This is a genomic window from Microcoleus harperi Pol14_C6 (assembly GCF_036701295.1).
In the GTDB taxonomy this organism is placed as follows: domain Bacteria; phylum Cyanobacteriota; class Cyanobacteriia; order Cyanobacteriales; family Microcoleaceae; genus Microcoleus.
On the sequence record NZ_JAUBQN010000054.1, the window covers coordinates 1 to 17,440 of the forward strand.

Consider the following 17,440-nt stretch of genomic DNA (forward strand, 5'->3'; position numbering starts at 1 on the left):
GCTGCCTATCTTTTTTGAGCACACATTGGCTCAATCCTTACCAACTCTGGGTTTGAGCCTGTTTGTCACCCCCCCAGGAGTCATCACGAATATTAAACGACTTTCGGGAAAAACTAACCAGACTTCCTGACAGCTAGATTCTAAATATTCCTGTGCTTTGAGAAAGACATCTTCAGCGATATCGGTGGGTGAAACTATTTCGGCCACTAAAGGGAAACGTACGGATTCAGCATCTTGTTCTCGCATCTAACCAGAAAATGAGTTCGTAATTCTAGTTTTAAAAAATAGCAGTTAGAAATGTTCCAGGAGAGATTTTTCTTGTGCGTAAACCTTTCGCAGCGACTCCACGGCTATCGATCGCAACATAAACTTAATCACCCCCACCATTTCCCCCCACTCCAACAATTCAGAAACAGAAACAGCTTTGTGAAATCTATCCGCATAAAAATCCACCCAAAAATCCGGCGCGTGTCTCTCCTTCTGACACGCTATCCGGCGCTTCCAATAACCAAAATCTAAACCAGAGGGCGATTCCACTCCCAAAACAGGCGGAAAGTCGGCATAACTCACAAACCGACTCATGCCTTTGGCGTGCACGTACAGGATATGCGCCCAGCACTCGAAGCGATATATTTGTTCTACCTTGATTTTCAGCAGCCGCGCGATCGCCTCTTTCGTCACAAATCGGCTCAATCTGTGTCTGGGGGTTGATTTTGGTCGAAAGCTTGCTAACATAGTTGATAAGTTTCCTGATTTGAATAGATCGATTCCTAATTTGGATAGATCGATTCCTGATTTGGGAATTTGATAGATAGATCAATCCCTTATATGGGATTTGAACTTTGATAGGCGATCGTCTTTAAGTTTTCCAGACGTTGGGGCGATCGCTTTTTACAATACTATTGTATGACTTATATTAGTCAACTGTCAAGAGGTTATGGGATTAATTAAGTTGCGGGTTCGAGAATTTGCTGCCGAGAAGGGCTGGACGCTGAAAGAAGTTTCAGAGCGATCGGGAGTAGTCTACAGCACGCTCAGAACCTATGCCCGATCGCCCGGATTAGCAACTGTTGACGTGACAGCCTTGCACAAATTGGCGAGGACTTTTGATTTGTCGATAGAAGATTTGTATGAGATTGTGCAGGAATAGTCGATCGCAGTTATTAGCGGGTTGGAATGACTTCTTTAATGGTTGAGTTGCTAGAAATCCCCCAAGCACAAAACGTAGTTGTTATAGACGACACGCTAACAGTCGATATATCCGATGGTCGTACTATTTCTGTTCCTTTAGCTTAGTATCCTCGGCTATTGCACAGCACACTAAACGAACGGAATAATTGGCGATTTATTGGTGGAAATGAGGGAATCCACTGGCCAGATATTGATGAAAACATTAGCATCAAAAATAATATCATTCTGGGTAAACCATCTGGAGAAAGTCAGAAGTCATTTCAGCGGTGGTTAGAGGAACGCGGGAAGATAGTCTAATAACAAATCTGGCTTAAATACCCTTCTTAGTCTCTTAGAGAGGGACTTCGTTTGACAAGAAGCGGTTTCAACCGCCGAATTATCTTAAAAAAAGCGCCTGAGTTCCCTCAGACGCATAGCATAAAATCAACAAATTGTCAACCCTAACCTAACCGTTCAAAGCCTCAGCACCGCCGGAAACTTCTAGGATTTCCTGAGTAATTGCTGCTTGCCGCGCCTTGTTATAAGTCAGCGTCAAACTACGGATCAAATCGCTAGCATTCTCACTAGCATTGTTCATCGCAGTCATCCGCGCCGCCAACTCGCTAGCAGCAGACTCTTGCAAAGCCCGCAGCAATTGGTTGTTTAAATACAAAGGCAAAAGAGCCTCCAGAATTTGGGCCGGATCTTGCTCGAAAATCATGTCGCGGGGCAAACTCTTCATAGTAGGTGCAGAAACCTTCTCGCGCGATACTTGAAACTGTCCGCCTTGCGATGTCAAGCGGAAGATTTCATCATCGGGAGTTTCCAAACCTTGGGGGTCGAGGGGCAGCAAAGTTTGAATGACCGGACGCGAACTAATTAGTGACACAAACTTGGTGTAAACTAGCTCAACTCTGTCCACAGTTCCCGACAGGAATAACGAAAGCAATTCGTCAGCAATTTGTGCTGCTTCCGATGCTGTGGGAATTTGTTCCAAGTTAGCGTAAGTAGCATCGATCGGCTGTTCGCGGCGCTGGAAATACTGAGTAGCTTTGCGTCCTACCAACACGTATTTGTAGTCTAAGCCTTCAGCTTTGATTTCCTTAGCGCGATTTTCGGCGTATTTGATGATGTTGCTGTTGTAGCCGCCGCACAAACCTCGATCGCCCGAGACTACCAACAGTCCCACCGATCGCACTTCACGTTTTTTCAGCAGCGGCAAATCCAGGTTTTCAAACTGCAAGCGTTCCGCCAAACCGTACAATACCTCTGCCAGGCGATCGGCAAAAGGCCGAGTAGCAGTCACCTGTTCTTGAGCGCGGCGCACCTTTGCAGCGGCCACCAAGCGCATTGCTTCTGTAATCTTTTTAGTGTTCTTGACCGACTTAATGCGATCGCGAATAGTTTTCAGATTTGCCATAACTTTCTCCTTACATCCTTGCCCGCATCTTCTTAATTAAAACCGCAGATTAACGCAGAGTAACGCAGATTAACTTCAGATTATCTGCGTTAATCCGCGTTCATCTGCGGTTCAAAATTCCTACTTGTCTACGCAGAAACTAGAAAACTTTGCTTGTATTCAGTGATGCCTTCTTTCAGCAGCTTCTCAGCTTCATCAGTCAAGGCTTTTCCACCTTGAACAATTTCGCCGTACTTCGGCTTGCTAGTCCGCAAATAGTCGCGCAAACCAACAGTAAACTTGGTTACTTTGTCCACATCGATGTCATCCATGTAGCCGTTAATGCCAGCATAGATAACAGCCACTTGTTCGTTCATCGGCAGAGGAGAACTTTGGGGCTGTTTCAACAGTTCCCGCAAGCGCTGACCGCGCGACAATTGATTCTGAGTAGCTTTATCCAAGTCAGAAGCAAACTGAGAAAATGCTGCCAGTTCTTCAAACTGTGCCAATTCCAATTTCACCTTACCGGCTACTTTTTTCATCGCCTTAGTTTGAGCTGCCGAACCTACCCGCGATACCGAAATACCGGGGTTTACTGCCGGACGCAAACCAGCGTTAAACAAGTCAGAAGAAAGGAAGATTTGACCGTCGGTAATCGAAATTACGTTCGTCGGAATGTAAGCAGAAACGTCACCAGCTTGGGTTTCGATAATCGGCAAAGCAGTCATGCTGCCTTCGCCCAAATCGTCGCTCAATTTAGCAGCGCGTTCTAGCAAGCGAGAGTGCAGGTAAAATACGTCTCCGGGATAAGCTTCGCGACCGGGAGGACGGCGCAGCAACAGAGACATTTGGCGGTAAGCTTGTGCTTGTTTGGAAAGGTCATCGTAAATGACCAAAGTGTGCTTGCCTTTGTACATGAAATACTCGGCTAAGCTAGCACCTGTGTAGGGAGCCAAGTATTGCAGGGTGGCGGGGTCGCTAGCGTTGGCTGCTACTACGATCGTGTAGTCCATCGCGCCCTTTTCTTGCAAAACGTTGACGATGTTAGCTACTGTAGAAGCTTTTTGACCGATCGCTACGTAAACGCAGATCACGTTTTCCGATTTTTGGTTAATAATCGTGTCGATCGCGATCGCAGTTTTACCGGTTTGTCTGTCACCGATAATCAGTTCCCGCTGTCCTCTTCCCACCGGAATCATCGCATCAATAGCGGTAATTCCTGTTTGCATGGGTTCGTAAACAGAACGGCGAGAAACAATCCCCGGTGCCGGAGATTCAATCAAGCGAGATTCAGTAGTTTTAATTTCTCCTTTGCCGTCAATCGGACGGGCCAAAGCATCAACTACCCGTCCCAACATTGCTTCACCCACGGGGACTTCAGCAATTCTGCCAGTAGCAGTAACTGCCGAACCTTCTTGAATGCCGAGGCCTTGGCCCATCAACACTGCACCGACGTTATCTTGTTCCAGGTTCAGTGCAATGCCCACGGTGCCGTCGGCAAATTCTAGCAATTCTCCAGACATGGCTTTATCCAAGCCATAAATCCGAGCAATGCCGTCGCCTACTTGCAGAACAGTACCGACGTTAGAGACTTTTACGTCTTGGTCGTACTGCTCAATTTGCTGGCGAATAATGCTGCTAATTTCGTCAGGTCTGATTGCTGCCATGTTAGTTATTATTTGTCAGTTGTCAGTTGTTAGTCAGTCGATTTTAGATTTTAGATTTTAGATTTTAGATTTACTCTCGCATTGAATTTGGGAGCTTGAACCTTCGTCTAAAATTTTGATCTTTCACGACTTAAGTTGGGCGTTTCTACCCTGTTTTGGGCTTGTCGATCTTTCGGCAAGAAAGAATTGAGATTTGGTAGTAAGCATTTGGGACTAACAACTCAAAAACAGAAATTCATTGATTTCTGCCTCCTGTTTCATTCTTCCCTCTTGCTTCTTCCTTCCTTCCTTCTTCCTTCTTCCTTCTTCCTTCGTTTAAGAATTCAAGCGAAGTCCCAGACGGCGCAATTGTCCCCGCAGGCTGGCATCAATTACTTGAGAGCCTACTTTGATTACCACACCGCCGATTAAATCTGCGTCTATTTTGGTTTCAATTTCTACTTGACTAGCGCTGGTCATCGCCTGCACTTTCTCGCGAACAGTCTGCTGTTGAGCGTCTGAAAGCGGGACGGCCGATGTAACTTCAGCCAATACTGTTTGGTTTAGTTCTCGGAGCCTTGCCAAGTATTGTTTGCCAATCCCTTCTAAAAAAACAATTCTTCCTTTGTCTACTAATAGCTTCAGAAAGCTGTGCATCAAGGGGCTCATTTCTTCACCCGCTATTTGCTGAATCACGGCTTTTTTAGCATCCGGTTTTACCAGCGGATTGCCTAAAAATTGACGCAAATCTTCCGAACCTTCTAGCAGGCTCAGCAAGGAACGAATATCTTCGCCAAACTTCTCTGAGAGATTGCTGGACTGAGCCAGTGACATCAAGGCAGATGCGTAAGGCTGTAAGACTTCTGTGCTGACTGTACTCACGTTTTAGCCTCCCAGTAACGCAATGCTGCGATCGATTAATTGGTGTTGAGCGCTGTCGTCCAAGCTAGTTTTTAGCTGGCTTTCCACCTTTGCTAATGCCAGAGATACAACCGCCGATCGCAGTTGGGCGATCGCTCTTTCCCGCTCTGCTTCCAACTCTTGACCTGCTGTTGCTCTCATTCTTTCAACGTCTTGCGCTGCCTGAGCTAGAATTGCTTCTTTTGCTTTCTTGGCAGTTTCTTCAGCAGCGGCCCGAATTCGTTCCGCTTCTGCTTGCGCTTGAGTCAATTTTTGCTGTTGCTCTGCTAGAGCTGCTGCTGCATCTTTTTGGCGTTTTTCTGCTTCTTGAATCGCCTCTTGGATGCCCGAACGCCTCTCAGTCAGGATTTTACCTACAAATCCGCGCCCGAAATAAAACAGCACTGCAATAATAATGACCAGGTTAATCAGGTTGGTTTCTAAAATATCGAAATTTAAACCGAAACCACCTTCGCCGCTAGCTTCTGTGGCTAGCAATAAAACAGTCCCCATGATACTCTTCCATAATTGCGCGTGCAGATTGGGTGAAGCGATTTTAGATTTAAGATTCCATCAAAAATCTAAAACTCTTCGGTCTCGCTATTTGGCCAGCGACTGCCCTAATAGCTTTTCGAGAATTTGGCCGCTGAGCGCGTCTACTTGTTGTTCTAGTGAGCGCATTGCTTCTTGCTTTTGCTGCTCTATTTCTTGCCCAGCCTTTTCTCGCGCGACTTGAGCTTCTTGTTGAGCCTCAGCTACTTTGGCTGCCCCAATTTTTTGGGCATCAGCTTGAGCAGCAGCAATTACTGATTGAGACTGTTTGCGAGTTTCTCCCAGTTTTTGCTCGTACTGCTGCGCTAGTTGCTGAGCTTTTGCCAAGCGTTCTTTGGCGGAGACTTGAGTGTTGCGAATGTAATCGGCGCGATCGTCAATTGACTTGCTGAGCGGCTTGTAAAAAATTACATTCAAGACTGCGACTAGAATTAAAAACTGCACCGCCATCAGAGGCAGCGTAGCATCTATATCAAACAGTCCCCCTTCCTTAGCCGCTTCTTCAACTGCTAGTAATACTGTCCAGTGCATCATGATTTTTTGACGGCTTCCATCTAATTCGCTTAATCGATTTTAGATTTGAGATTTTGGATTAGAATCGCCAAAACCTCAAATCTAAAATTTTCAATTATTATGCGAAGGGGTTGGCAAACAGCAGCACTAGGGCTACGACCAAACCGTAAATTGTGAGCGCTTCCATGAACGCCAAACTCAACAGCAAGGTGCCGCGAATTTTACCTTCTGCTTCCGGCTGACGGGCAATCCCTTCTACAGCCTGACCTGCTGCATTTCCTTGACCGATGCCAGGACCGATTGCAGCTAAACCTACTGCCAAAGCGGCGGCAATTACGGAAGCGGCAGCAACTGTTGGGTTCATGATGATTTTCCTTATCTAAAGTACAAAATTGAGAACAGAAAGTCTACAGAATTGTCCGATGTGACGGGAGAAAGTTTGAGTTCAGAAATTTTCTTTTTCCTCCTTCATTCTTCGCCGTTTATCGTTAGTTAATCGTGGTGTTCTTCGCCGTGACCGCCTTCTAGAGCTTCACCTATGTAGGCTGCGGCTAAGGTTGCAAAAATCAAAGCTTGAATTGCACTGGTAAATAGTCCCAGAACCATCACTGGCAGAGGAACAAATAAAGGCACTAGCAACACTAGCACTCCGACCACCAATTCGTCCGCAAGAATGTTACCAAACAAACGGAAACTTAGGGACAGAGGCTTAGTGAAATCTTCTATGATTTTGAACGGCAACATGAAAGGCACCGGTTCAACATAGTGGGCGAAATACCCCAAGCCACTTTTGCTGAGACCTGCATAAAAATATGCTAGAGAAGTCAGCAGTGCAAATGCTACCGTCGTATTGATGTCAGCGGTAGGAGCTCCCAATTCGCCTGATGGCAGCTTAATTAGCTTCCAAGGAATTAGAGCGCCAGACCAGTTTGACACAAAGATGAACAGAAATAATGTACCAATAAACGGTACCCAAGGGCGATATTCTTTTTCCCCAATTTGGTTTTTAGCCAAGTCCCGAATAAATTCCAGCGCATACTCCATAAAATTTTGCATTCCGCTGGGAATTCGCTGGATTTTGCGGGTTCCTAAAATCGAAACTACGACTAAAACAGCAATTACAAACCACGAGGTTAGAAAAACCTGCCCGTGCACTTTCAGATTGCCGAGTTGCCAGTACAACTGCTGGCCAACTTCCAATTCGGCGAGGGGGAAACGATTAAAGGTGTTTAGAACGTCAAGCATTGCCATTCAACGGGCTTCCCCATACAAATCGATGAGTTGAGTTGTGCTCTTCTTGCCTGACTTACCTGTAGTCTAGTGCTAATGCACTTCGGATCACGTAAACCATCAGCGCAGCTTTGTAAGTCAGAAATCCCAAAAATATAGGTAAAATCTGTAGCTGATTCCACTGTGTTCCTACTATCATCACCGCTAAAAACACACCGAGCCGTGTCTTGCTGATGCGTTGATTTTGGCTGCCGATTCGTTCAACGTCTCTAGCCAACATCTTTAAGTAAACCACACCTGTGCTCGCCCCAAGCAAATAATTCAGGGCAATGTTGAGGGAGTAAAAAATCCAAACGGAGATAAAAATAATCGCCGTAAAAGCAAGGGTGTACGCCAACAACTCTTGTTGGAGGCGATAAAAGTCTTGCATGGGATTGCTAGTCTCGGACGAAGCTGTCGAAACTGTCGAGACTGTGCCAGCTTGAGGAATATCCTCGTTTGCTGCTGCGGGTTCGGTGGGTGTGTTTTGCGTGTTCACGAAGCTCAGAAACTAATGCAGGTAGCAGGCGAGTGCTTTGCAAACTCAGAAAAATCATACCACGCTGCGGTAACAATACTTAAAATAAAATTAATCATCTTTTCGGAATTTGGTTCCGGGCGCTTCAGAAACCTCAAGCCGTTAAATGTCCGATCGACCTTACCCTAAATCTTCCACCGCTAGACAACACTTTTTTATACATTTTTGTTGTGTTTCTCACTAAGTAAGCCTCACTTAGTGAGAGGGGACAGAGGACGATCGCGCGAATCGATGAGGTAACTCTCCCTTGTCTGCCTCTGCGCCCTACAAGAGTTAATTCAAATTCGATCTCATTCAATAACCTTAAACTCTTGAAGCGCCGGGATGAAATTTTTATTCTCGTGGCTTGATCGACTAAGCTTAATCAAAGCAAATCGCTGTAGAGGCTGCAAACTCGCCCACTGGGCCAAAGAAATTGTCACGCCGAGCTCTTGCGCTTTTGCAGAAACAGACTCCGGTACAGTTGCAGCATCCATCCACGGGGGATTTTCATCAACAGCTAAATCAGTTCCCGGTTTGCCTGTCTGTTGAATTAATATTTGATTTAGCTTTTCTCGGTAATCAATAATTTCGGCTTCTGTCAAGCAAGGTAACTCTACAAGACTTTGCCGTTCTGCTTGGTTGAAATGATTCCAATCCTGCAACTTTAATTTAATGCCGCAAGTATCTAACTTGAGACGTACTTGCATGGGGATGCAGCGCAAAGCTTCCACAAAATCAGCTTCAAATTCAAAGAATGTCATAGATGTATAGACTTGCAAACTAGATTTTTTTTATTAACCGCAGAGGACGCAGAGAGCACAGAGTAAGAGAAGAGAGAGAAATCGATGCAGGTTTTTTGCTTTATATCAATAATTGCAGAAAATGCGATCGCCATTTATAATTAAATAATATTACAAACTATTGACATGGATGCCGTAGACTACCTTCGGATTAGCTTGATAGACCGCTGCAACTTCCGCTGTCTCTACTGTATGCCGGAAGGTAGCGAGTTGGACTATGTATTGCAGCAGCAGTTGTTAACTCACTCGGAATTGCTAACTCTGCTGCGGGAAGTTTTTATACCCGTGGGATTTACCAAGTTTCGCTTGACTGGAGGGGAACCGCTGCTGCGGCCTGGGGTGGTGGAATTGGTGAGGTCGATCGCATCTTTGCCGGAAACGCGAGATTTGTCAATGACAACTAACGGCTTTTTGCTGGCGGGAATGGCGGAAAATCTCTACAATGCTGGTTTGCGCCGGATTAATATTAGTTTGGATTCCTTGGAACCGGAGACTTTTGATAAGATAATTGGCAGCCGGGGACGATCGCGCTGGACGCAGGTTTGGGAGGGAATTCAAGCAGCTTATCAAGCAGGATTCGACCCGCTGAAACTGAATGTTGTGGTAATTCCCGGTGTGAATGACGGCGAAATATTGGATTTAGCGGCGTTAACAATTAACCGGAATTGGCACGTTCGTTTTATTGAGTTTATGCCGATCGGGAATGGGGATTTATTTGGCGATAAAGGTTGGGTAGCATCGGCCGAATTGCGACAACAAATTAACAACAAATACGGGTTAGCCGAGTCGGGAATTCGCGGAAATGGGCCGGCGGATGTCTTTCAAATTCCGGGGGCGAAGGGCACTTTAGGCTTTATTAGTCAGATGTCCGAGTGTTTTTGCGATCGCTGCAACCGGATGCGTTTGTCTGCTGACGGGTGGCTGCGGCCTTGTCTGCTGAATGAAACTGGGCAAATTGACTTAAAAACTGCTCTCCGTGGTGGGGTGTCTACAGGCGAATTGCGCGATCGAGTGCGGCACATATTAGAGATTAAACCGGAGATTAATTTCAAGCAGCGGGATTCCGGAACTACTCAAGGAAATTACAGCCGCACAATGTCTCAAATTGGCGGTTAATTATCTATTATCCGCGATAAGTTAGTCTGAAGTAACGCTCTCGCCTTGCGCGCGGATCGATCATAAGCTGGCATTGCCTGTCCTAGGTCGCAGGAATTCGATATTCAACTCTAGTTTCTCTCCTAGCCACAAAGAATGTTTCGTATGGTCGGCCACATCGTCGCCTGTTTCATGGTGAAGGAGAATATTGAGTCCCTCACGATTCAGCATTAACCAGGGAACGACTTTGCCAAACTGGTCTGGTAAAAATGCAACTTGATACATCGCTTGGGGGTGGGGGCCAATGGGTTTGTCATGCCAACGCCCAAGCTGCACCTCAAACTGAGTCAATCCTTCTCGTACACGCGCTGCGGCATCGCGATTATCAGCGTCGAAGTAAATATGTGCATGAAAACCAACGATTGTGATAGTCTCTTCTTTCATCATTTTCAGTAAATTATTCAGCAGATATCAACAACTTTTGTTAGCTTAACTTGCTGGAGATTTTATTCCATCCTGTAAACTCCTTAACTTAATAGCTCCTCAGTCTTTGCTCCTTTGGTTCCATGCTACAAAAATACCAGTATACTCTCTGTTCTCTATCTCCAAACTGACTAATGATGTGGATTTCATCTTGTAGCATTTGAACAATTTTAGATGTTGAGCAATTGCCAACACGGAGATAAATAAATTTGGGAGTATGACCGTAAAGTAAACTCCGTTGATGAAAGTCAGAATCTTTGGAAACAATCACAAAATTATTGGTCTTTGCATATTCCCAAATTTCTGCATCATCAGTATTTGTCACTCCTAAGGTTTTGACATCAACAGAATCGGGATAAAAACCGATAATTATCTAAGTAATTAGGTCTGAGAGGTTTTCGTCCAACAGTAGTTTCACAGGGAGGCCACAAATAATTTTTTCTCACGATCTGCGGCAAAAGCAAGGCAGGCCTTGATGTCTGCCGAAGTTAATTCTGAAAAATCTTCCATAATTTCTGCTTCCGTCATGCCACCTGCGAGATATTCTAAGATGTCGTAGACGGCGATCCGCATTCCTCGAATACATGGTTTGCCACTGCGTTTTCCCGGTTCAATTAGGATGATGTCGTGGTAATCCATAAAGCAAGAATTGGTATAAATATTGGTTGACATTCATAAAACTCAAGACTTAATTGTCTTCTATCAAAATAAACTCAAAAGCGATCGCTACTACCGACGGCAAATCTGGGGAAGCCACCGACATACACCGTTTGGTAAAAGTGCAAAAATTAACTGTCACAATTGGTCGCTAGCCTAAATTTATCATCGCCTTGAATGGTAAGATAACCGTCGTCGAATTGGACTACCACAAACTTGCTATTAACTGCGCGTTTTATAAGGCCCTTTTGTCCCGCGTATTTCCAATTTTCAATTAAGCAGATAACGTTCTGTCCTGTGTGAAACTGAGAGTCTCCATATTGTTGTTTGCCGTGGGCATCCAAAATTCGTGCCTGGTGTGCTGAAGAAGCCGATTGCTTTAACTGCCCTAATTCCTCCACCGTAATCCCTAACTTCTGTGCATCCTCTCTCTCTTTTACCGCTGCGCGTCTTTGCGCGTTATCCTGACTCTGACGCTCTTGTTCACGCCAATAGGAATGACACTTCTCTAGTGCTGCAATGGCTAGGTGATCTCCTTTTCCAGCCAAACGAGATAGAGCACCTTGAGCCGCATAACGTATCTTAGGAATATTTCCCCTGGAGTATCGCTCTAGTGCTGCCATAGCTTCTGGGTCGCCCTGACCAATCTCACCTAATTTGGTCAAGATTTTAACACCAGTGCTATCATATTCACCCCAGTTATACCACGTGCGGAGTTCTTCTAATAGACCCGCTACAGTTGTTGCAATTGCGAGACGAACCAGAATTGAGTCATCTTCAGTGCCACCGCCACCGTAACTCATGCCGGTTTTCTATATTTGAATAAAAGGGATAAAAAGCAATCTTGGAATAAGGGCACTTTCAAGCCAGAACCCAATCAACCTACTGTTAATAGTCATAAAATAACGCTTTTGGGATAAATTCCGCGACCTAGTTAAGGACTACCTCAATTATACAATTCCAATGCACAGGGATTTGATGTAAAACGCTCTGGTTTTAGCTCCCCGACAACTTCGGCGAAGTCGGGGAGCTGGGTATTCTGTTTTTTTTGGTGGGCTTAGTTAGTTCCACATTCTTGTCTGTCGAAAATTAAATCACCATTTGGGATTTTAGATTTGACCAGGCCTTAGCAAAATGAGCTGTTTTGATAAGATCGATCGCACTTCATCCAATCCCATCTCCACATCCGCCAAAATCTCCCCAACAGTTTTGGTATTGCAAGCTTGCAAAAACTCTAATTCAGCACTTGACAAATTGAGCAATTGGTAGTTGCAATCAAACACTTGTTGACTCGGCCAACCGTGCATACAACCACTCAACTCTGGAATTGCCGCCAAAAGTGCCTTATCGTCCGACCAATCAATTTTATTAACAGGCTTTTTGCCCAAGAAAAACTCGTAATGAGTGATTTCCGTATCCAACAATTCAATTAATCGATAAAGCTCCCGTTCCGTCAAACCCCGAGCTCTTTCTATCAATTCCGGCGCTTTCCCCAAAAGTCTTTCTAACTGCCAATATCCCGGATTTGAGAAACCAATAAATTCCAATCCCGAAGCATCAATTAACTCGAACAAAGTCTCAATATTGTAGTCAATTTCCTGCGGGTGAACGTACATATCAGCAAAACATTCGTCCCGCTGATTTTCTCCTGCCCAACGCTGTTTTTCGTACTTGACAAGACGGTTGTTTTCTGGTAAAGAAGCAAAGATTTGACGACCTACTTTCACACCATCGGGATAGTCACCTTTTTGCGGGCCTTGAAGAAGTGCGATCGCCCTTTGCATCAGTTGAATTTCCCAGCGTCCGAGCTCAGCATACACAAAAATGTGCATCAAACCGCCCTCCGCCAACTTCGCCGCCAGCGCTTGAATGCCCCGGATCGGATCGGGTAAGTGGTGCAGCACGCCCACGCAGTTAATCAAATCAAACTCGCCCTCTAACTGGGCGGCATCGTACAGGCTGAGGTGGCGAAAATCAGCTTCGCGCGCTCCCGATCGCCGACAGCGTTCTTGTGCTACCTTCAAAGCACCTTCACTCAGGTCGATCGCCGTCACCGAAGCTTCTGGATTGAGGTGAATCAGATAATCGGTGCTCGAACCAGTGCCGCAGCCAGCGTCTAAAATCCGAATATCGAGTTTTGGCGGCTTTTGGCCGGTGCAAAAATTGTAAGCATCAGGCCAACTCCAGCGCCAGTTGTACCCTGGGGGCGGTTCATGTGACAAAGGATCGGGCGGGAAAGGGAAAGTATCGTAAAGCCGCCGCACGGCAGCACTGATATCAGGCGTAGTATCCATAGGTGAGGTAATAGTGCGTGGGTTTTGAGATTGGTTGTCAGTAGCTAGGGGGTAACGGCGCTAGGCCATGCACTTCTGTTGCTGCGTTACTCGCAACAAAAGTGTCGCTTCGCGATAGTTGGGCAAGCCTGAAACAGAGGGATCGGGCGATCGGCTAACCCCTGGTAGCCAAGCCCTGACAGCTTCTGCGTAATAAAACTTATCATTTTTTCTCATATACGCTCTCTTAAATCTATACAATAAATGTCGGCAGGCTTTTTAACAAACGAGGACTGTCAATAACCCACCGCTGAACTGTCAGGTAAAGCGGAGGCGTCTTTCCGCAGAAAGTCAAAAGCCCCGAAACAGGCAGAAGAAAATTTTTGATTTTCTTTTCCTTTAATTCAAGGCACTGGCTGCAATCGCCCAAAGGCAACTCTCCTGCCGAGTCTTTTTTTCCACGGGTATGCCGGCGGAGCGCAGCGGAGGGAGTACCCCGTGCCTGCCTTCGGATCGGACATTTCCCCGCTGGCAGAAAGATGAAACCAAAACATTTTAATCTAAGAAAGTAAGCGCGCCCGAACCTCGTGACAGGTAAAGGCAAAAAGTAAACAAAGCAAAAATACCTACTTTGACCTGCATGAGAAGGCAAGGTTAGTCGGGTTAAATGCTGCAACTATTTAGATAGGGAGCGAAGGAGTCTAATGACTGTAAAGGCAAGTGGTGGCAGCTCGGTTGCGCGTCCGCAACTATATCAAACTGTACCGGTCGCAACAATTTCGCAAGCAGAACAGCAAGACCGCTTTCTACAGCGGGGCGAACTCAGCGAACTAGCAAGTTATTTCAGTTCAGGGACTCTGCGGATCGATATCTCTGCGACGCTGACCCAAAACTCGGAACTGATAGTATCCCGCGCAGCCAACCGGATTTTTACCGGCGGTTCCCCGCTGGCATTTTTGGAAAGACCACAAGAGCCTGCGATGGCTGTAGCAGGCGCGGCTCGTGGCGGTACGGCGAATGTCTCTGAAGGCATGAAACTGGGAAATGTCACCTACGTAGAAAGCCGCGCTGGTGGCAACGGCGGTGGCGGTGGTTTCTTGGGGCTAGGAAATCTATTTTCTGGCAACGGTGGCGGCTACAGCGGCCCAATCCCCGCAGGATTTCAGCCGATCAATGTCTCGCGCTACGGCCCGGGCAACATGACCAAATCTCTGCGGGACTTGAGCTGGTTTTTGCGCTACATCACCTACGCGATCGTAGCTGGCGACCCGAACATTATTTCGGTGAACGTGCGCGGATTGCGGGAAATCATCGAAAATGCTTGCTCTTCGGCGGCCACAATTGTGGCAATGCAGGAAATGAAGGCAGCATCTTTGGGCTATTTCAGAAATAATGCAGAGGCAAGTGCGATCGTCGGACAGTATTTCGACGTAGCAATTACCGAATTCAAAGCTCCTACACCTTCAGACAAGGTGCGGCAGCGCGAAAGCAACGACCAGCAAGGCTTGCAACTGCCTCAAATCTACTTCAACGCAGCCGAGCGGCGGTCAAAATTCGTCATGAAAACCGGCCTGTCTGCGGGGGAAAAGCAAGAAGTAGTTAAAGCAGCTTACCGCCAAGTATTCGAGCGCGATATTACCCGCGCATACAGCCAAAGCATTTCTGACTTAGAATCCAAGGTCAAAAATGGCGAAATCTCGATGAAAGAGTTTATTCGCCGTCTTGGCAAATCTCCTCTGTACCGTCAGCAATTCTACGAGCCGTTTGTCAACAGCCGCGCTGTAGAACTTGCCGCCCGTCACTTCCTAGGTCGCGGTTTGAGCTCGCGGGAGGAATTTAGCAAGTATTTTGCGATCGTCAGCAAAGGCGGCCTGCCAGCCCTCGTAGACGCGATGGTTTATTCCCAGGAATATTCCGATTACTTTGGCGAAGAGACAGTGCCTTACCTGCGCGGTTTGGGCCAAGAAGCTCAGGAGTGTCGCAACTGGGGCCCGCAAATTGATTTGTTCAATTTCAGCGCTCCGTTCCGCAAGGTTCCTCAGTTCATCACCTTGTTTGCCGGCTACAACCAGCCTCTGCCAGACCAGCACGTTTACGGTGTTGGCAATGACCCCTTAGAAATTCAGTTCGGCGCGATTTTCCCGAAAGAAACTCGCAACCCCAAGAACCGTCCAGCTCCCTTCGGCAAAGACACTCGCCGTATCCTGATCCGTCAAGGTGCAGGTATTGAAAACCAATTGAGCAACCCGGAAGCCCGCGGCAAGGCTCCAGGCTCTCTCGGCCCCAAGGTCTTTAAACTAGACCAGTTACCAGGCGGCTATGTGGCTTCCAAGAAAACTGCTCGCGGTGTCTCTAGCAGCTACAGCAACAGTTCCAGTGTCAAATTTACCGAAAGTTCCACCCAAGCGGTGATTCGGGCAGCTTACCTGCAAGTGTTCGGTCGCGACGTGTTCGACGGCCAGCGCCAAAAGGTGGCGGAAATTAAGCTGGAAAACGGCGACATCACGATGCGCGAGTTTATTCGGATGTTGGCGAAGTCTGACGTGTTCCGCAATATGTACTGGAGCAAGCTCTACGTTTGTAAGGCGATCGAGTACATTCACCGCCGACTCCTGGGACGCCCTACCTACGGCCGTCAGGAAATGAACGCTTACTTTGACATTTGTGCTAAGAAAGGTTTCTACGCACTTGTCGATGGCATCATGGACAGCATGGAGTACAACGAAGCTTTCGGGGAAGATACAGTACCCTACGAGCGCTATGTGACTCCCGGCGGTTTGTCGATGCGGACGATGCGATCGGGTTCAGTCGCTGAGCAAAATGTCCAAGCTAAGACTCCTGAAACTCCTCGGTTTATCGAACTGGGTGCAGCAGGCGATCGGGGCGATATCGAGTTGCAAACTCGCCTCGCTCAAGGTGTCAGCAAGCGGCGCGAACAAACTAAGATGTTCAAGCTGACGAATACTTCGGACAAAGTAGCTTTGAAAACTTTAATTCAAGCTGCTTACCGTCAAATTTTTGAACGCGATTTAAATCCCTACGTTGTGAAGAATGAATTCACGGCGCTGGAAAGCAAACTGGGCAACAATGAAATCAATCTCAAGGAGTTCATTGAGGCTTTGGGCTGCTCGTCGCTGTACGTCAAACAGTTCTACGCACCTTATCCCAATACTAAGGTGATTGAGTTGGGAACCAAGCACTTCTTGGGCCGCGCTCCCCGCAATCAAGCGGAGATTCGTACGTACAACCAAATCTTGGCAAGCAAAGGCATTAAGGGCTTTATCAACGCGATGTTGAATAGCGTTGAATATGCCGAGGCGTTTGGCGAGGATACTGTTCCTTACCGTCGCTTCCCGACTCTGCCTGCTGCGAATTTCCCGAATACCGAAAGGCTGTACAATCAACTCACTAAGCAGAATGATGAGTTGGTGATCCCGAGCTTTGAGCCAGTAGCTGCTATTGACAGAAGCTAGATTGATTTGAGGTTTTAGATGTTAGATTACTGCTAATTTAACGTCTAAAATTAGTTGAAGGGCTGGTGTAGTTACCAGCCCTTTTTTTGTATAATTTGGAGTTTTTTTAACCGCAGAGGGCGCAGAGGGCGCAGAGTGAGGAAAGAGAGAGTTTGCTAAGAAACCTGGTTTTCAAGTTTCGTCTGTTGCCAGGGAGAGCCTCGTCACAGCCCAAAACCCCGCTTCGGTAGCAGGTGTCGGTCGCAAAATGGTAGAATCGATTAAAAATAAGTAGCTCCCAAAAAAAATATCACACAGAGAAACCGGGTTTCTTAAACAACACCTTGGTGCCTAAGTCAGAATGCTTTAAGGAAGTAGGTTGGTTTGAAGCACTCGTACACAACGCCATCAATTTGAGATTTGAGATTTGAGGTTTTTGCTCCCGTTTAAAATCTCAAATTGCCAATCTCAAATCTGTTGTTGGTTGCGCTCCACCAGAACCCAACCTCCTGTAGATATGGCGAAGGTATTATTTAAAAAACCTGGTTTCTGGATACCTAATTACTATTTGTTTTTGTTGCTTCGGTTAACCGTACTCGAATAGCCACTTTGAGCCGAGAACATTACTGCCCAATTTTCGTCTGTGATGTCAAAAAAGTCGCGCTCGCTGTACGCAGATGAATTACTTAGTGATGAGTATTAGTTGGTTCT

The 17,440-nt window shown here is 46.5% G+C and carries 20 protein-coding genes and 1 pseudogene; 4 read left to right on the forward strand and 17 right to left on the reverse strand.

All coding sequences use genetic code 11. The annotated features are described in order from the left end of the window. Nucleotides 1-72: 72 nt before the first annotated feature. Nucleotides 73-216, reverse strand: a pseudogene (locus QUA27_RS24765) (Uma2 family endonuclease); the annotation flags it as partial. 75 nt (nucleotides 217-291) lie between these two features. Beyond that, nucleotides 292-735 (reverse strand): hypothetical protein, encoded by a 444-nt coding sequence (locus QUA27_RS24770; protein WP_333071391.1) that lies wholly within the window; start codon nucleotides 733-735, stop codon nucleotides 292-294. 202 nt (nucleotides 736-937) lie between these two features. Between QUA27_RS24770 and QUA27_RS24775 the strand changes: the two genes are divergently transcribed. Both QUA27_RS24775 and QUA27_RS27525 read left to right on the forward strand, forming a co-directional pair. Beyond that, complete coding sequence (locus tag QUA27_RS24775; RefSeq protein WP_332958465.1) at nucleotides 938-1,150, forward strand: helix-turn-helix domain-containing protein; 213 nt, start codon at nucleotides 938-940, stop codon at nucleotides 1,148-1,150. Between the two features lie 158 nt (nucleotides 1,151-1,308). Further along, nucleotides 1,309-1,488 carry a DUF2442 domain-containing protein gene (locus QUA27_RS27525; protein WP_445251544.1) on the forward strand — a complete coding sequence of 60 codons (180 nt, stop codon included), beginning with the start codon at nucleotides 1,309-1,311 and terminating at the stop codon, nucleotides 1,486-1,488. Between the two features lie 148 nt (nucleotides 1,489-1,636). Here QUA27_RS27525 and QUA27_RS24780 read toward each other — a convergent pair whose 3' ends face one another. The 9 genes from QUA27_RS24780 to QUA27_RS24820 form a co-directional block, all read right to left on the reverse strand. Continuing rightward, nucleotides 1,637-2,590 carry a F0F1 ATP synthase subunit gamma gene (locus QUA27_RS24780; protein ID WP_333071393.1) on the reverse strand — a complete coding sequence of 318 codons (954 nt, stop codon included), beginning with the start codon at nucleotides 2,588-2,590 and terminating at the stop codon, nucleotides 1,637-1,639. 128 nt (nucleotides 2,591-2,718) lie between these two features. After that, nucleotides 2,719-4,236: a F0F1 ATP synthase subunit alpha gene (gene atpA / locus QUA27_RS24785; RefSeq protein ID WP_333071395.1), complete on the reverse strand. Its 1,518-nt coding sequence runs from the start codon at nucleotides 4,234-4,236 to the stop codon at nucleotides 2,719-2,721. A gap of 315 nt (nucleotides 4,237-4,551) precedes the next feature. Next, on the reverse strand, nucleotides 4,552-5,097 hold the full coding sequence (gene atpH, locus QUA27_RS24790; RefSeq protein ID WP_333071396.1) for an ATP synthase F1 subunit delta: 546 nt from the start codon (nucleotides 5,095-5,097) through the stop codon (nucleotides 4,552-4,554). Nucleotides 5,098-5,100: 3 nt separating this feature from the next. Further along, nucleotides 5,101-5,628: a F0F1 ATP synthase subunit B gene (locus QUA27_RS24795; RefSeq protein WP_006631107.1), complete on the reverse strand. Its 528-nt coding sequence runs from the start codon at nucleotides 5,626-5,628 to the stop codon at nucleotides 5,101-5,103. A gap of 87 nt (nucleotides 5,629-5,715) precedes the next feature. Next, nucleotides 5,716-6,201 carry a F0F1 ATP synthase subunit B' gene (locus tag QUA27_RS24800; RefSeq protein ID WP_333054530.1) on the reverse strand — a complete coding sequence of 162 codons (486 nt, stop codon included), beginning with the start codon at nucleotides 6,199-6,201 and terminating at the stop codon, nucleotides 5,716-5,718. A 97-nt stretch (nucleotides 6,202-6,298) separates the two neighbouring features. Further along, nucleotides 6,299-6,544: an ATP synthase F0 subunit C gene (gene atpE / locus QUA27_RS24805; protein ID WP_006631105.1), complete on the reverse strand. Its 246-nt coding sequence runs from the start codon at nucleotides 6,542-6,544 to the stop codon at nucleotides 6,299-6,301. 128 nt (nucleotides 6,545-6,672) lie between these two features. After that, the gene (gene atpB / locus QUA27_RS24810) at nucleotides 6,673-7,431 is read right to left on the reverse strand and encodes a F0F1 ATP synthase subunit A (RefSeq protein ID WP_333071398.1); all 759 of its coding nucleotides are present in this window, start codon (nucleotides 7,429-7,431) and stop codon (nucleotides 6,673-6,675) included. 55 nt (nucleotides 7,432-7,486) lie between these two features. Continuing rightward, on the reverse strand, nucleotides 7,487-7,948 hold the full coding sequence (locus QUA27_RS24815) for an ATP synthase subunit I (protein WP_333071399.1): 462 nt from the start codon (nucleotides 7,946-7,948) through the stop codon (nucleotides 7,487-7,489). 329 nt (nucleotides 7,949-8,277) lie between these two features. Continuing rightward, nucleotides 8,278-8,730: a nitrate reductase associated protein gene (locus tag QUA27_RS24820; protein WP_333071401.1), complete on the reverse strand. Its 453-nt coding sequence runs from the start codon at nucleotides 8,728-8,730 to the stop codon at nucleotides 8,278-8,280. A gap of 165 nt (nucleotides 8,731-8,895) precedes the next feature. Between QUA27_RS24820 and moaA the strand changes: the two genes are divergently transcribed. After that, nucleotides 8,896-9,885 (forward strand): GTP 3',8-cyclase MoaA, encoded by a 990-nt coding sequence (gene moaA, locus QUA27_RS24825; RefSeq protein WP_333071403.1) that lies wholly within the window; start codon nucleotides 8,896-8,898, stop codon nucleotides 9,883-9,885. Between the two features lie 60 nt (nucleotides 9,886-9,945). Here the strand turns inward: moaA and QUA27_RS24830 are convergent, their stop codons facing one another. The 6 genes from QUA27_RS24830 to QUA27_RS24855 all read right to left on the reverse strand — a co-directional run bounded on the left by QUA27_RS24830 (nucleotide 9,946) and on the right by QUA27_RS24855 (nucleotide 13,514). Then, on the reverse strand, nucleotides 9,946-10,311 hold the full coding sequence (locus QUA27_RS24830; protein WP_333071405.1) for a DOPA 4,5-dioxygenase family protein: 366 nt from the start codon (nucleotides 10,309-10,311) through the stop codon (nucleotides 9,946-9,948). Nucleotides 10,312-10,396: 85 nt separating this feature from the next. After that, nucleotides 10,397-10,672 (reverse strand): DUF5615 family PIN-like protein, encoded by a 276-nt coding sequence (locus tag QUA27_RS24835; RefSeq protein WP_445251545.1) that lies wholly within the window; start codon nucleotides 10,670-10,672, stop codon nucleotides 10,397-10,399. An 89-nt stretch (nucleotides 10,673-10,761) separates the two neighbouring features. Next, the gene (locus tag QUA27_RS24840; RefSeq protein WP_333071436.1) at nucleotides 10,762-10,986 is read right to left on the reverse strand and encodes a DUF433 domain-containing protein; all 225 of its coding nucleotides are present in this window, start codon (nucleotides 10,984-10,986) and stop codon (nucleotides 10,762-10,764) included. Nucleotides 10,987-11,135: 149 nt separating this feature from the next. Then, nucleotides 11,136-11,807 (reverse strand): hypothetical protein, encoded by a 672-nt coding sequence (locus QUA27_RS24845; RefSeq protein ID WP_333071407.1) that lies wholly within the window; start codon nucleotides 11,805-11,807, stop codon nucleotides 11,136-11,138. A 306-nt stretch (nucleotides 11,808-12,113) separates the two neighbouring features. Further along, nucleotides 12,114-13,298 carry a class I SAM-dependent methyltransferase gene (locus QUA27_RS24850; RefSeq protein WP_333071409.1) on the reverse strand — a complete coding sequence of 395 codons (1,185 nt, stop codon included), beginning with the start codon at nucleotides 13,296-13,298 and terminating at the stop codon, nucleotides 12,114-12,116. 60 nt (nucleotides 13,299-13,358) lie between these two features. Next, nucleotides 13,359-13,514, reverse strand: coding sequence for a hypothetical protein (locus tag QUA27_RS24855; protein ID WP_333071410.1), 156 nt, complete (start codon nucleotides 13,512-13,514; stop codon nucleotides 13,359-13,361). Nucleotides 13,515-13,981: 467 nt separating this feature from the next. Here QUA27_RS24855 and QUA27_RS24860 point away from each other — a divergent pair, with 467 nt between their 5' ends. Continuing rightward, nucleotides 13,982-16,750, forward strand: coding sequence for a phycobilisome rod-core linker polypeptide (locus QUA27_RS24860; RefSeq protein ID WP_333071411.1), 2,769 nt, complete (start codon nucleotides 13,982-13,984; stop codon nucleotides 16,748-16,750). The last annotated feature ends 690 nt before the right edge of the window (nucleotides 16,751-17,440 follow it).